Consider the following 15148-nt stretch of genomic DNA (forward strand, 5'->3'; position numbering starts at 1 on the left):
GCATGCCGGGGGTGCCAGGACCTCCGCCCGTGGCGGAGGCCAGGAACGCAGCCGCACCACGTGGCTCTCGGAGGACGAGAAGGTGTGGGGCACCACCGCACGGGGCGGCCCCGCCTCACTCGGACGCCCCGGAACACGAAAAGACAAGGGAGTGAGCAGCGTTGGACATGTCCCTGCAGGGTCAGATGGAGAGGTCACTCGAACAACTTCGCCAGAGCCAGGAGCGGCTGGCGGAGGCAAGCGCAAACCTGGAGTCGGTTACCGCCGAAGCGGCGTCCAAGGACCGGATGCTCAGCGTGACGGTGAACGCGAGAGGCGAGATCGCTGAGATGCGGTTCCACACCGAGAAGTACCGGATGATGGCACCCGCCGAACTCGCCGCCGCGATCATCGAGGTCGTCGAACGAGCCCGGCGCGACGTGGCCCAGCAGGTCTCCACGGCCATGGGCACACTGGTGCCGGGCGACTCGGCGGCACGGGAGCAGGCGGTGGCGGGCGACCCGACCGCTCTGCTGGAGGAACTGGGTCTGGGCAACGTGCGGTCGCCCAAGTGACGGTCGGCCGGGAGCGGGGGAGGAACGTGCCTCCCCCGCTCCGGGCCATGACGACGGAGACGGGACAGGACGAGCAAGGAGGGGAACATGTCGGAACGCATCTCGATCGACCCTGAGGCGGTAGCCAGGGACGGGGCCGAGATCCACCAGCTCGCCGCCATGGTGGGGGCGATCGACCAGTCTCACACCACCTCCGCCGACGCCCTGGGCGAGTGCTGGGGTGAGGGAGACGCCGTCGCCAAGTCGTTCGAGGCGAACTACCTCCCGGCGCGTGACGAGTTCGCGGTCTTCCTGAAGACACTCCGTACGGCGTTCGAGGACACCGCCGAGGCCACCATCGACACGGCCAAGCAGTTCGGCCGCTCCGAGCAGTACGGCATCGACACCGCGGCGCGCCTGGGCGGGATCCAGGGCGGTACCGGTGGTACCAGCGGGAGGCACTGACCCCCATGGGAATGGAACTGCCCGCCGAACTCCGCAACCTGTTCTCGGTCCTGACAGGTTCGGAGTGGCCCACCGCCGACGAGACGCGGCTGTGGGAGCTCGCCCAGGTCTACGGCACCACCGCTGACCATTTGGAGGTCGAGCTCCCCCAGCTCGTCATCCGGATCAAGAACAAGGTGCGGGAGAACTTCGACGCCACGGCGGCGGACTTCTTCGACCAGTCGGTGGACGAGTTCACGGCGGGGCAGAACAACTACCTCGGTGAGGGGACGAAGGTCGCCCGGGGTCTCCAGGAGTACGTCCACAACGCGGGCACACAGGTGCAGTACGCGAAGTGGATGATCATCGGTCAGCTCGTCCAGCTGGCAGTGGAGATCGCCTGGGCGATCGCCATGGCGCCCTACACCTTCGGCGCCTCCCTGGCCAAGATCCCGATCTTCCAGGCGATCGCCCGCACCGTCATCGGGCGGGTCATGTTCCGGCTGCTCTCCACGCTGCTCCAGCAGATGGCGATCAGCCAGTTCTTCGCCCTCACGCTGGACGCGCTGATCCAGCGCATCCAGATCGACCAGGGCAACCGCAACGGGTGGGACCACAAGCTCACCGAGGACGCGGCCAAGGGCGCCATGCTGGACGGCCTGTTCGGCACCGCCGCCGTCTTCGGCGGCAGCGCTCTGTCCAATCAGTTCAACAAGCTGCTCGGCAACACCACCGGGCCCTCCATCACCAAACAGCTCGACGACAACTTCCCCACGGGCAGCGTCGGCGGCGGCCCCGGCGGACTGCCCGATGGGATCGGCGGCGTGATGGGCCGTAACAGCGACGAGTTGCTGCGGCCGTACGGCATGGACAACCGGCCCGGGTGGAACCGCCCGATCGACGGCGAACGCTTCCGCACTGACATGGGAGACCAGTTCGCCAACTCCCTGGGCGGCTCGATGGGCAAGGACCAGGCCCGCGACTTCGGTGAGCGCTACGCCGACGCCTTCACCCGGAACTGGGGCAGGGACGGACTCAACGACGCCCTGAACGACGTCGTGAGCAAGTACGGGCGGGGCCTGGACCCCAACATGCGCGACTTCCTGACCACGGGGGTGCCCACCGGGGTGCGCGACGGGCTCTCCGACGTCGGCTCCCACTGGAAGAACTTCCTGTCGCAGCTCGGCGGCCAGGGCATCGCCAACGCCGCCCAGGGCACTCTCAGCGAGGGTTTCTTCAACCTGCTCTTCAGCGACCAGAAGACCTTCACCGTCACCTGGCTGTCCGGGGTCTCCGGACTCGTCTCCGGTATGGTGCAGCAGAGTCTCACGACGGGCGGATTGCTGCTGCTCGACCACCTCAAGAACGCCGGTCTGCCCCCGGGCGTCCCTCCGCCCGCCCCGCAGCCCGGCCCTTCCGACGACGGTGTCAACGACAACCGCAGCGTCGGTGGCGATGTCGGCGGTTCCCCGGACGGGAACGGGAACGTCAGCACGTCGGATTCCGGATCCTCTTCGGGCGACTCCGCGTCGGACGCGTCCTCCTCGAACGGCTCCTCCCTGTCAGGGGAGGGCGATCGCTCGCGCGGACAGGGCAACGACTCGACCAACGACCCCACACGGGGCTCGACCCCACCGCCTCCCCCACCGCCCCAGCAGGTCACCACCGAGTCCTCCGACACGAACGGTCGGTCCGAGAACGGTTCCTCCCTGCCCGAGACACCGACCAACGAGAACGACGCCTCGAACGGGACGCCCACGACGCAGGACTCCTTCGGGCAGGGTTCCGAACGGCCCGTCAATCCCTCGAACGAGAACGAGAGCGGCAACGACTCCGACCACCTGAACCGGGGTGGACCGGAGAACACGTCCGTGGAGGACGACGGGGCCGGGGACGGGGCCGGGGACGGGCCCGTCCCCGGTGGCCAGGACCAGAACACCGGGGGCCAGGACCGCTCCCCCGAGGAGACCGGTGACGGCCAGGGCCCGGCGGTGGTGGACGGGCCCGAGACGACGACCGGGAGCCAGGACGGGTCCGAGAACCCGCCTGTCCGGGAGACTCCGAACCAGGAGCAGCCGCCGGTTCAGGGGAGCCCCGACCAGAACCCGCCTGCCGGGCAGACGCCGAACCAGGACCAGCCGCCTGTCCAGGGGAACCCTGACCAGAACCCGCCTGTCCAGGGGAACCCTGACCAGAACCAGCCCGTGCAGGAGGCCCCGCCCCAGGGGGCCCCGAACCCGAACCCTCCCGTCCAGGGGAACCCTGACCAGAGCTCGCCGGTTCAGGAGTCTCCGGTGCAGGGTGAGCCCTCCGGTGACGGTGTGGTGCGGGACGGGGGTGGTCCCGCGCAGGAGAATGGTGGGAACTCCCCGGTGCGGGAGACGCCGGTCGGGGAGCAGCCGCCCGTTCAGGCGGGTCCGGACCCGAATTCCCCTGTCCAGGAGTCTCCTGTGCGGGATGAGTCCTCCGGCGATGGTGTGGTGCGGGACGGGGGTGGTCCCGCGCAGGAGAATGGTGGGAACTCCCCGGTGCGGGAGACGCCGGTCGGGGAGCAGCCGCCCGTTCAGGAGAATCCTGACCAGAACCCGCCTGTCCAGGAGGCCCCGACCCAGGGATCCCCGAACCCGAATTCTCCTGTCCAGGGGAGCGCTGACCAGAACTCACCGGTGCGGAACCCGCCTGTGCAGGGCGATTCCTCCGGTGACGGTGTGGTGCGTGACGGGGATGGCCCCGTGCGTGAGAACACCGCTGAGGACACCCCCGTTCGGGACCAGCCGACCCAGGAGACCCCAGCTCAGAATCAGCCGATCCAGGACGCTCCGAACCAGGGTGAGCAGGTTCGGGAGACCCCGAACCAGAACTCCCCGGTGCAGGGTGAGTCCACTGGTGACGGTGTGGTGCGGGAGACCGGTGGTCCTGAACGTGAGAACGGGCCTGAGGACACCCCTGCCCGGGACACCCCTGTCCGGGAGACCCCGAACCCGGGGGAGTCGGACCAGAGCCCTCCGGCCCGGGAGGTCCCGAACCAGGAGTCGGACACTGACGGATCCGCCCGACCGATCGACAACCAGGTCCAGTCCTCCGACCAGAGCCCCCCGGCTCAGGGGCCAACGGACAACACCAGTACCAACGGGCAGCCCCCGCCCGGCTCGACCCCGAACGCGACCGGGCAGGGTTCGAGCGACGGCAACACGAACACCCACCGCCCGAACGGACGCGAGGGCGACTCCGAGACCGCCCCGGACAACGAGTCCGGACCCAACGACACCCGCACCACCCAGGACGACACCGGTTCCGACGTCCGGTCTCCCGGAGACGAGCGCTCCGGTGAGCAGGACCCCGGTGCGACCGTGCACCAGAACGGTGACCAGCAGGGACCGCTGAACGAGGACGGCTCCCAGGGCTCCACACGCGACGAGGACGGTTCCGGGGCGCCCGTCCGCCAGGACGACGGCTCGAACGAGGCGACCGCGCGACCCGACGGCACCCCCGTGCCCGTCGTGATGGCCCCGCCGCACAACCCCGCCGCGCAGGGCGGCCAGGAGTCCACGGGGGACGGGCGCCGCAACCAGACCAACACCCCACCGGTGTCCCGCCCGCGCCCCAATCCCGACGACCCGGCCCCCGTCTCCGACCGGACGCGTCCGCCCACGGACTGGCAGGACACGCGCGACAGCGTCGAACCCACGCGAGTGGGCGGCAACCGCGACCGCTCAGGTGTCGACACCGACGGCGTCGAGATCCTGCACGGATCCACCAAGGACAACCCGATCACCTCGATCGCGGAACGCGGCTTCGACATCCGTCGCGTCCCCCTGCCGGATCCCGGCCCCGACGGGCCGACGCACGTCACCGAACTCACGGTCCGGATGAACTTCGAGGCAGGCCCCGACGTCAGCCGGTCGGACGCGAACACGGCCCAACAGGTCTTCCTGAACCGGCTGAACGACGTCGTGAACGAGCGCTACCGTCTGCCCGACAGCGGGGACCAGCTCCACGTCCGTGTGGAGCCGGTCGGTCCCGACGGTCGTCCGCACGCCGACGTCACGTGGGTCCACGACAACCCGGACCTGCCCGGACGCAGCGACACCTCCAACTGGCGCCTGGACGACGGAGCCGACGTCTGGCTGCACGAGACCCTGCACCAGCTCGGCCTCAACGACGAGTCCCAGGACCGTTCCCAGGACGGGTCCGGCCGCCCTCGTGCCGTGCTCCGTGACTCACCGGACTCCACCGCCGTCCACGAGGCCGGCGGCTACATGGACTCTCCCGGCGGGCGCGACAACCGGCCCCCGCAGATCCTCAACCACTACCTGGAGCAGATCGAGACCCAGGCGAACGGGGCGTCGCGCTACGACCCGCCCGCCCGCGTGGGAGACCTTCCCGACTCCGTGCACCAGGATCTGTCCCAGGTGCTCGACCCCGACGGGAACCGCGACCACTCCGACAACGTGGCCCTGTTCGGTGCCGCGTACGACAGCCGTGTACGCGGTCGCGACAACGACCAGGTCCGCGCCGATCTCCCGCCCCGGCTGCGGGACGATTTCGACCGTACGGTCCAGGAGTGGACCACTGACGGGCGTTGGGACCAGGCCCTCGACACCGCACGCGACGCGGGCATGGACGCGCCGTTGTCGCAGATGCCGAGCGGACCCACGCCGGTGGCCACACAAGGCGGCGGAGACCACCGGGCCGCGTCACCCTTCTACAACCCGTTCAAGTCCAAGAGCGGGAGCAAAGACGGCAACAGCGGAGGCAGTGGCCGCAACAACGGGGGGAGCAGCCGGAACAACGGAGGCAGCAGCCGCGACGGCGGAGGCAGTGGACGGGACCGCCGAAGGCCCGAGAGCCACCGGATGCAGGACCTCACCAACCAGCGGGACAACGAGGGTGACCGTGGGGACCGTCGGCGGCCTCGTCGGCCCAGGGTCACCGACGACGGGGGCGAGGGATCCTCCCGTGCACCGCGCGGGAACAACCCGACCACCACGGGCGAGACGCCCCCGCCACCGCCACGGGTCCAGGACGGGACAGTGGCGCCCACCGACACCCAGCAACAGGTCGACGGTGACGACACGCGCCAGGACCCGCCGCAGATCGTGGTCACGCAGACCGACCTGACACCGCCGGACCCGCCGCCCGTGACCAGGCCGGTCACGCAGGAGACGACGGCGGTGCTCGACGCTCTCGCCGACGTCGGTCCCAACGTGGACTACGGCGGCTACTCCGGCATGCGGATGAACCCCGTCGCCGACGTCGACGGGTTGGAGCAGCGTCTGCTCGGCCAGATCACGCAGCACGGCGTGGAGCCGCACGGCCGGGCCTTCACGGAGGCCATCGAGCGCATCAGCGGAGGCCGCACTGTTCCGGGTGAGGCGATCGACGTCCCCGTGCACGTTCCCAACCCCAACCGGGACGGCGACGGCAACGACCAGAATCCTCCGCCCCCGCGAGGGAACGTGCGGTTGACGGTGGACCGCACGTGGCGCGACATCACGGACTCCCCCGACCACCGCGTCAACGCCGGGGACGCGACCGAGAACCGTGCCAAGACGGTGGGCAGCGGATCCCAGCAGAGCCGCAAGAGCGTCAACGTGGCGGCTCCCGTAACCATCATCGGCAAGGCCCTCGCCAAGCCGGCGTTGATCACCACCCGTTTGAAGGGGTCGTTCGCGGTCCGACAGCGCGGCACCGAGTACCAGACCAGCTCGGAACGCCGACACAAGAGCAAGGTCGACGTGGACGGGGACGGCCCCGCCCACTTCGCCGGCGATCTCGTCGTGAACGCGACCCTGGACGTCACGCCGTTGCCGCAGCCGCCCAGACCGGCCGGGGGGCAACAGGATACGGGCGGGCAGCAGCATACGGGTGGGCAGCGGCAACCGGGCGGACAACAGCAGCAGCCCACCGGACAGCAGGGCACCGGCGTGCAGCAGCCCGCCGGACAGCAGGGCACCGGCGTGCAGCAGCCCGCCGGGCCGCCGGTCCGGGTCAGCTTCTCCGACCGCTTGAACGACGCGTTCGACTTGGTCCTGGCGGGTCATCTGAGTGACAACAACGGTGACGGGGGCACCACCACCGACCGTGCGCCCCAACAGTTCCGCACCGACGATCCGGCCTCACGCGACGGTGACGGGGACGGGATCCCGATCCGCGCCCCGCGGTTCTCACACACACTGGCCGTCGTCGACAGCACACTGCCCGACAGGTTCCCGGTCGACATGCGGACGCTGCGTGACCACCTGGGACGCGCGGACGACGGGGAGGTACTGCGGTTCCCCTACCAGGACGACGCCGGGAACGCGCAGTTCGTCGAGCTCAGCGGCGGCCCCGTCAACTACACGAGGATCGGACCGGAGCTGAAGGACTCGTCCTTCTCCGACACCAACAAGTCGTCCGGCAACGCGCAGTTCAGTGCGGGGCGCACCAACAAGCAGGAGATCCGAGCAGGCATCGGATTCATCGGCACCATCATCCCCGCTGTGGGGGCGGCGCTTCGGGCCGGTACCGAGGTGGGTGGTGGAGTCAAGGGCGCACAGAAGCACACGCGCAGCATCGAATACGGCAGCGAGCGCGTGTTCGGGCCCGGCACCAAGGGTGACTCCGCCTTCTATCAGGTGGAACGCATCTACCGGGTCACGACCACCGAGCAGCAGCCCACCCCGCCCAGGACGGAGAACTCCACCGACACGGGGAACACCGGCAACAACAACACCGGTAACAACAACACGGGCAACACCGGTAACAACAACCAGGAGCGCGGTGGTCGCTCGTCCAAGCCCCAGCCCCAGCCACGAGTGCTGGAGGGAATCCTGGACCTGATCACCCTCGACCAGGTCTCGACATCCGACGCCGTCTCCCTGGCTGCGGGTGGCAACAACCGCGGCACACAGACTCCCCCGGCCGCGCCCACCACTCCCGGTCTCCAGAACGACCGCGTGCAGCACCTGGGTGAGGCGGTTCCGGTGCGGGCCGAGTGGGGAGACGGGCGTCTGAGGGACGGCAACGGCGACTCGCCCATGACCGTCGCGGCCAAGCTCATCCACCAGCAGGTCTTCAACCTTCACCCCGAACTGGTCAACGACCCCTCCGGGGCCCCCGGAGACCGTCGAGGATTCTTGGGGAGTGTGTGGAAGGGGCCGGACCTTCGGGCACAGAACACCTTGGAGATCTACGAGCAGGCCGGGAGGGCGATCGCCGAGTCCGATGGCCTGACAACCGGGGGCGTCGACATCATCCTGCGTACCGGCGGTCTGGGCAACGCGCTGACGCCCGCCCCTGGGAAGCTCCGCGACGCGCTCGGTGTCTTCCTGCCGTCGGTACGCACCGACGACCGGGACGGCGCCGACTTCCTCACCGTTCGGCTGGACGGGCGGTTCGGCGATGCCCGGTTCGAGGGCACGCGAGGCGGCGGCTCCCTGAGTTCAGCGCTCAGCGCCTCGACCGCCCAGGGGTCTGGCGAACAGAACTCGATCGCCTACGGCGCGGAGGTCACGGCCATGATCCAGGCCCGGTTCGGGGCGACGGCCGGCGGTCTGCCCAAGGGCGTCCTCGAAGTGGGTGCCGGATACACCTACGAGCACGAGAACGCGAAGCCGTTCTCCGGCACCCGCAAGGGCGGGGTCGAAGCCTCCTCCAGCGCCAAGGGTGACCTGGAGACCTGGTCCTACGCGCTCGACCTTCGGGCCTCGATCGGGAGCCACGCGCCCATCTCCGTCACCCCGCAGGGCTCGGGCCCCGACGCCCAGCGCCCCCGTGTCGTGGTGGAGGGCCCCAGGACGACACCGGTGCCGGGCGAACTCGACAGTCCCGGCCCGAACACCGACCGCTCGGCTGACCAGAGAGCAGCCCGCGACGCCGCCCAACGGGCGCTCGATCAGGCCCGACGGCACCATGAGGCGGCTACCGCTGCCGAGACCGCGCGAGACGGTCTGAAAGCTCTCGCCGACGCCCTCACGAACAACCAGGACACGCTGGACGCCGCCGAGAAGACGCTGGAGACCAGGAACGAGACACTCGCTCAGGACCGGGAGGTCCTCACGCAGAAGAATCTTGAGCTGTCCCAGGTACAGCAGGCGGTTCAGGACCGCTTGGATGCTGCTCACGCCCAGCAGGCGGCGGCTGATCGCAACGCGAACGCCGTCCAGAGGATGTGGGACTACGTCAAGGCGCTCCGAGAGGCGACCGGCGCCACGACACCAACGGTGCCTGCAGCATCCGACCTCATCACGCCGTTGGGTACGCCCACGCCCGAGACGACGAATCTGTCCACCGCCAACCGCCTCTGGGAAGCGGCTGCCGCCAACTGGGACCGCACTGTCGAGACCAGAGAGGACGCCCGCAGGGCGCTGGAGGACGCTGAGGCGGCTTACAACAAGGCCACACAACCGACTCCCTCGGACGCCAGCGATCCGGCTCGTACCCCGCCGCGGCCGGAGACGCCCCAGGCCATCAGCGAGAAGCGTGAAGGGGCCCTGAGAGCCGTCCGGGAGGCGGGTGACCTCGACACCAGGGCCGATCAGCTGGACAAGAAGGCCGACAAGTCCGAGGGGGAGATCGGCAAGAAGCCCATCGAGTCCGCGGGGGAGAGCGGCACGAAGCCCGTCGAGTCTGCCAGGGACCCGGAGAACGTGGCCCGCTTGAGCAAGCAGACCCCCTCCGAGCTGAGTGCGGAAGTCACCCGGGCAGAGACACAGGTGGACAATTCCCAGACCCTGGTGAACGAGGCTCAGGAGGCCGTGCAAACCGCCACGGGGGCCCGGAACGCATCGACGAACGCCCGAGACGCTCTTCCCGCCAGCGAGCGCGAGCTCACCGAGGCGCGCAATACTGAGCGGCGCACGCACGGCGACGCCGCCACGGCACGCGGGCTGGGGGAGGACCACCGGTTCGCCGTGGAGCGTGACGCGCGTCTGCGCCCACCGAACCCGACGAACAACCCCCCCGCGGCACCGGTTCAGGGGGACCAGGGCAATCAGCAGGCCCAGGGGAACAACCAGGCCCAGGGTGACAACCAGGTCCAAGGCAACCAGCAGAACCAGGATGGTCGGGCTGCCGACAACCGGGACGGAACGCCACGTCCTCGGCCGGACCTCGATCTCGACAGCTTGCCGCACGCGCCCAAGCACTCCGAGTCTCCCGGCCTGTGGGACAACCTCGTGGACTCCGTGAGGTCCGCTCCCGGCTTCACCGCCGCCTCCCGCTCGGGCGAGGCCGTCATGGGCACCTGGCGTGTCCTCAGCTCGCCCCAGGCCCTGGCCGCCCACTCGATGGACGTGCACGACGGTGGCCTCCTGCTCCAGGGCCAGTTCGAGGACTCCTGGACCAAACGCGCCGATCTCTCGCTCAACATCAACGCCGAGCGTGTGTCGGTGCACACGTCGGGAGTGCTGCTCGACAGCGAAGTCGGCCTCACCTTCAAGGCCGAGTCAGACAGGGTCGTGGGCACGAGCGAGAGCTCCTCGCACAATGTGACGATCGGCCTCAAGGGAGAAGCGTCCCCCAACCAGGGCGACACCAGGTACAACCGCGTGCGTGGCACCCTGGGTTTCATCCCCTTCGCCACGAAGCAGACGCAGACGCAGGGCGACTCCACCTCGTTCGGCGAGGAGAACAAGATCTCCCTGCCCGGCAGCACCGTGAACGTGAGGACCGTCGACCGGTACAGCGTGGACACAACGATTCGCACCCGCTGGGCAACCGTTGCCACGCTGCCGTTCAGTACCACCACCGACGGGCACGGCAACGTCGTGACGAGGCCTGCCGGAGGTGACGACACCGGTGACCGCAACCGCCCTGCTGACAATCGGACGCAGGGTGACGACGACCGCACCTCGAACAACCGGACGCAGGACAACCGGACGCAGGGTGACGACGACCGCACCTCGAACAACCGGACGCAGGACAACCGGACGCAGGGTGACGACGACCGCACCCCGAACAACCGGACGCAGGACAACCGGACGCAGGGCGACGACGACCGCACCCCGAACCCCCGGGCCCAGGACAACCGGACGCAGGGCGACGACGACCGCACCCCGAACACCCAGAACCGTCCGGGGGACGAACAGAACCAGGACGGGAACGACCGCGACCGCCCACAGGGCGAGCAGGTCCAGGAGCAGGTCACGCCCACGCACCACGACGCGAACGGTCACACCGACGCGCGTTACCGCGTCCTCGACCTCGCCCAGAATGCGGCCCTGCCAGGCACCGCCGGTCTCGACACCGCATTGACGAACGCCCGCTCGGTGCCCAACGACATCGGGGTCATCCCCGGACGGGAGGGTTCCGGGTACGCCCTCAACAACATCGACTCCCGCGCTGCCCTGGACAGCATCAACCGGGAGGTGCGCGCGAACGGTTTCGAGTTGACCGACCAGAGCCAGCGCGTCATCAGGGCCGCCCTGTCCCCCACCACCACCAGGGGCCTCAACCTCAGGTACCAGTCCGGAGGCCTGGCCCTGGATGTCAAGTTCCGCCACGATTTCATGGGTGAACAGCGTTTCAGCGAGGGAGGGTGGCTGCTGCTCAAGCTGGTGCCCAACGGCGCACCCGTCTTCGGTCCGGTCGAGTCGGGGATGTCCTCGGAGCGTTCCGTCTCGAAGTCCACCGAACACAACGCCTCCGAGGGCGAGCAGAAGAAGCACGGTGTGACCGCCGGCCTGGACGGCTTGGTCAACCCGGTCCCGGCCAGCGGAACCGACAGCAGCGGGGCCGCCACCTTCCCGAATGACCGGTACCAGTCCTTCATCCCGTCCACGGGCACCGGTGCGGAGAGCGGGACCACCAAGGCACACCTGACCTCGGACACCACCACGGAGTCGGAGACCCGAACGGTCAAGGCCCCCGGAGTCACCGGTGCCACGCCGACAAGGCTCGACTTCACCCTGTCGGTGGACGACGGCAAAGTCTTCTCTGGGCACACCGACGTAGGGACCCGAACCGAGGTGTACCAGGCGGGGACCTTCCAGCCCACGCCCCCCGCCCCGACACCCGTCACCTCCCAGCCGTTCGCACCGCCCGCCACCGGGCCGAACAACGTCCAGGCCATCTCCAACGACTGGTTCGGCGGCCTCGGGCGCCCGCAGACCAACCTGCCTCCGGTCGAGGCGGTCGGACGCGGCCCGATCGCGGACGCCGCGGTGATCGCCCAGGCACGGGCCCTGGACTGGCAGCCCGACGCCAACGGACGGAACGTCTCCAACGCCGTCGACCACCTGCACCAGGGGCGTCCCGGATCGCGCGCGCCCATGCTCGGCGCCGCCATCGACCAGCAGGTGCTGACCACGCTGTTCGACTCCTCGTCAACGGGCGATGGCGCGACCCTGGTGGGCCTGGACAAGCAGGGGCCCTTCGCCGTGCCCGGCCTGGAGACGAAGTTGTTCACCCAGGTCGACCCCGACGGCGCCCGTATCGTCGGGGCGGTCGGGGACCTGGGGACCGGCACGGAGAGCCAGGACACGCACCGCGACGAGGACTCCGTCGCCCACGCCGGATCCACCGCGCTCAACACCGGGCTGGACCTCTCGGGTATGAAGGGCGTGGACCAGCCCGCCTCCGGCTTCGACGAGAACCTGGCACTCCTCGGCGGCGGCGCCAACACTGCCGGAGCGAAGAGCTCCGCGGGGGGCGGCAACAAGCAGTCGGCGTCCACCGTGCACACCCACGCCGAAGCCCCCGAGAAGGGGCCCGGGTACCTGGTGCGCTTCCCCATCGATGTGCTGGTCGTCGCGCAGGACACCAAGTCGGGTACCCCACCGAAGGCGGAGAGCACCACCTCAACGGTCGACGTCTGGCTGAGCCTGGACCAGGTCCGTCAGATCGCCACCGGCGTGAGTGCCGAATCCATCGCCGCGTGGGACACTGTCGCGGAGCGCCAGACCGCCGCCGCCGACACCGAGAAGGCGCTCGGCACGGCGCTCGACAACGAGCTGGGGCTGGACCGGTCGGACGACTCCCGTGCACACGCCCGGGAAGCCACCGACCTGCTCGCACTCGGACCGGAGATGAACCCGAGGTCATGGTCGGAGCAGACCGTGGACGGCGTCCAGGCGATCCGTGAGTACCTCGGCTCGGGAGCCGACGACCGCGGATGGAACCGTCCGGCTGACGTGACCGCGGCGCAGCACCGCGCCGCCCTGGACGGACTGGACTCGCTCCGGGACGACGCCGGGACTCCCCGGGACCTGTCAGAGGAGATGGTGGTGGCCCTGCGCGAGCTGGTCGAGCGCCGCCACGCGCTCCACGAAGCCCTGCACACACATCGGACCTCCCTGGACTCCTTCTTCACGGCCCTGCGGGATGCCTTCCGGCCGCCCGCTCCGCCACCCCCGCCGCCGCCAGCGCCCAACACCACGGGCGTCAACCCGGTGATGCAGGCGAACTTCATGACCGCCCTGAACCCGAGCTGACGGGCACACAGACCATCCCCACCAGTGCCGCTTTTCGCGGCCGCCCCCGATACGCCGGAGGACCTTCCGGTTTCCGAAAGGAAGAACGAAGAATGACCGACAACACCGAGGCACCGCGCGGTCCCCACCGCACGGGGCCCGTGCTGAGCTCGACGGGGGAGGCGCCCGCGGCCGTGGCCCGGGACGCCATCGGGGCCCCGTCGGAGCGAGGCCCAGGCCAGACCGCGCCCCACCCTGCCCCCGCCCCCATCCCGGCCGCCTCCACCTCCGAAGCGGTCGAGGCGAAGCCCGACACCGAACGCGGTCGCAACGCCCTGCTCGCGGCGCTGGCCCTGCGCGGCGGCGCCGCCCGGACCGCTGACGGCACCGAGAAGGCCGAGGAGGAGCGCTACCGCCCGAGCCGCCCGACCCTCGCGGTCGCGGCCATCGCCGGTCTGATGCTCGTCGCCGCCCCGTTCGGCCTCTCCGCCGCCAAGGAACACCAGGCCGGTGCGCCGCTCCAGACCGACCTCGCCTCCGGCAGCTTCGCGGACCCGTCCAGTGCCTCCGCGTCCGCCTCCGCCTCGGGGACGGGCGTCCAGGGATACGTTCCCGAGGTACAGCCGAACGCCCCCGTCCTGCCCGGCGCGGACACCGGGGCGGACCCGGGTGCCGTCCCGGACCCGGCCTCGGCCGGTGCGGGCGCCCCCGGGGGATCGGGCGGCGGAGGCCTGCCCGAACGCCCGGTGGACCCCTCGTCCGGGGGCCCCGCGGGCGCCCCGGTCGCGGGTGTGACCGAGGATGACGACGAGGACGGTGGCGAGCGCGGCGGCGACGGCACCGGTGGGGGCGGCGGCGGTGCCGGCGAGCCCCAAGGAGTGACCGTCGAGAAGGGCTCGCTGCTCGAAACCCTCCTGACCGAGCGCAACAGCAAGGGCGAGGAGGACACCGAGAAGTCCGAGGAGTCCGAGTCCGGCAAGGGCAAGGGTTCCGAGGAGGACACCGAGGGCGACGTCACCAAGGCCGACACCAAGGCGGACGACGAGGCTGACGGCGCCGAGGGCGACGCCCCCGACGGCGCGGAGTCCGAGCCGCTCAGCGCCCAGACCGGGCAGAGCCTGGAGCCGCTCAGTGAGGGTGTCGAGGCGGAGGAGCAGCGTTCCACGTCCGCTCCCGAGCCCCGGTCCGCTTCCGAGCAGGAGCCCCAGTCGGCTCCCGAGCCGGAGCCTGAGCCTGAGCCTGAGCCCGAGCCCGAGCCCGAGCCCGAGCCGTTCCGCGCGGTCGCCGGTCCCGGCTGCGACTCCGAGGGGGCCCGCTACCAGATCCACGGTGACGGCGTCTGGCGCTCGGGGCCCGCGGGCTACGACGGGGCCGGATGTGACGACGGCTACGATGTCATGGCCGTGAGCGGCGACCCCGACGGTGGTAACACCTCCGCGGAGTGGACGTTCTGGCCCGGCGGCGCCGGCTCGACCTGCACGGTCAAGATCCTCGTGCAGAACGGTCCCGACCCGCTGTGGGCGAACGGCGTCCCCACCCACTACGAGCTGTTCGACGGCGAGAACGCCGGCGGATCCTTCCGCGGCGGTTTCGAGGTCACCCAGCCCGACGACGGCCGTTACTGGGCCCTGACCGAGCTCCAGGACGTCGGGGACTCGTTCACGCTGCGCGCACGCAACAGGGGCCCCATCCCCGAAGGCGGCGAGGCCCCGCAGCTCCCGCTGTCGGTGGTCGAGGCCGAGTGCCGCTGACGGGAGAGTAGCCGCCGGTAACCCCGTA

General features: G+C 70.2%; 4 protein-coding genes. All 4 read left to right on the top strand.

Translation table 11 applies throughout. The annotated features are described in order from the left end of the window. Positions 1 to 167: 167 nt before the first annotated feature. The 4 genes from ADX84_RS11565 (at position 168) to ADX84_RS11580 (ending at position 15120) form a co-directional block, all read left to right on the top strand. Positions 168 to 554 carry a YbaB/EbfC family nucleoid-associated protein gene (locus ADX84_RS11565; protein ID WP_234003932.1) on the top strand — a complete coding sequence of 129 codons (387 nt, stop codon included), beginning with the start codon at positions 168 to 170 and terminating at the stop codon, positions 552 to 554. 87 nt (positions 555 to 641) lie between these two features. Then, a complete protein-coding gene (locus ADX84_RS11570; protein WP_049572024.1) occupies positions 642 to 998 on the top strand; it encodes a hypothetical protein in 357 nt (118 codons plus the stop codon). A 5-nt stretch (positions 999 to 1003) separates the two neighbouring features. Beyond that, positions 1004 to 13390: a hypothetical protein gene (locus ADX84_RS11575; RefSeq protein ID WP_199776556.1), complete on the top strand. Its 12387-nt coding sequence runs from the start codon at positions 1004 to 1006 to the stop codon at positions 13388 to 13390. A gap of 92 nt (positions 13391 to 13482) precedes the next feature. After that, positions 13483 to 15120: a hypothetical protein gene (locus ADX84_RS11580; RefSeq protein WP_049572032.1), complete on the top strand. Its 1638-nt coding sequence runs from the start codon at positions 13483 to 13485 to the stop codon at positions 15118 to 15120. Positions 15121 to 15148: the final 28 nt, after the last annotated feature.

Source organism: Nocardiopsis sp. SBT366 (assembly GCF_001083815.1).
In the GTDB taxonomy this organism is placed as follows: domain Bacteria; phylum Actinomycetota; class Actinomycetes; order Streptosporangiales; family Streptosporangiaceae; genus Nocardiopsis; species Nocardiopsis prasina.

What these genes read in the sequence shown, in the direction of transcription:
- ADX84_RS11565 (WP_234003932.1), top strand. Translation starts at nt 168, where the DNA reads ATGTCCCTGCAGGGTCAGATGGAGAGGTCACTCGAACAACTTCGCCAG.
- ADX84_RS11570 (WP_049572024.1), top strand. Translation starts at nt 642, where the DNA reads ATGTCGGAACGCATCTCGATCGACCCTGAGGCGGTAGCCAGGGACGGG.
- ADX84_RS11575 (WP_199776556.1), top strand. Translation starts at nt 1,004, where the DNA reads ATGGGAATGGAACTGCCCGCCGAACTCCGCAACCTGTTCTCGGTCCTG.
- ADX84_RS11580 (WP_049572032.1), top strand. Translation starts at nt 13,483, where the DNA reads ATGACCGACAACACCGAGGCACCGCGCGGTCCCCACCGCACGGGGCCC.